This window comes from Vibrio sp. ECSMB14106 (assembly GCF_000972265.1).
GTDB lineage: Bacteria > Pseudomonadota > Gammaproteobacteria > Enterobacterales > Vibrionaceae > Vibrio > Vibrio kanaloae.
The window spans coordinates 1-602 of sequence record NZ_LAUM01000079.1 but is presented as its reverse complement, the minus strand read 5'-3'; the positions used below and the strand labels follow the sequence as shown (position 1 = coordinate 602).

Annotated in this window: 1 protein-coding gene; it reads right to left on the bottom strand. The window is 38.0% G+C overall.

Going from position 1 to position 602, the window contains the following annotated elements:
- Nucleotides 1–139: 139 nt before the first annotated feature.
- Nucleotides 140–544 (bottom strand): hypothetical protein, encoded by a 405-nt coding sequence (locus tag WR49_RS20720; protein WP_041156848.1) that lies wholly within the window; start codon nucleotides 542–544, stop codon nucleotides 140–142.
- Between the last annotated feature and the right edge of the window lie 58 nt (nucleotides 545–602).

Below are 602 nucleotides of genomic sequence, written 5' to 3'. Positions count from 1 at the left end.
TAATTATAAATAGTTCGTTACATGTAACTGTAGCTAACCTTCTGTTTTATATAACTTTGTTTAAGGTTGCACTTTTGGATGTTTTTAACCATCTCAAAAGTAACCTTAATTTGAAATTATTACCATTAAATTCAGGCAATTAGCTGTATATTAGTTGCGTTACATTGCTATTGTCCGCACGAGCATTGCTCAGAGCCATGTTTTTTCGTATTAACGTAGCATTTTGTGATTGAACTTTAGCGAGCATAGCTTTCAATTCTGCCACCTCAGACCGCAACTCTCGATTGCGGTCTTTGTATTTATTAAGTTCAGTTTGTTTGGCATCACGTTGCTGTCGAATGTCTTTGTTTACACCGCCTTTAATACGCTCTAATAGTTCAGGGCAGTCACGGTGAATCAATGCTCGACTTACACCTGCTTCTTCGGCAACGGCAGCGACACTCATTTTACGTTTATGAGAAACAGTATTTGGACGACCTTTTTCGATTCGAACAATGGCAAGTCGAACCGCTTTATGTGTCGCTTTTTCTTTCTGGTTAGACATTTATCACCTCGATATCCTTTCTCTCGTTAATCTCTTGCTTCATAGCTTCAACATCAAT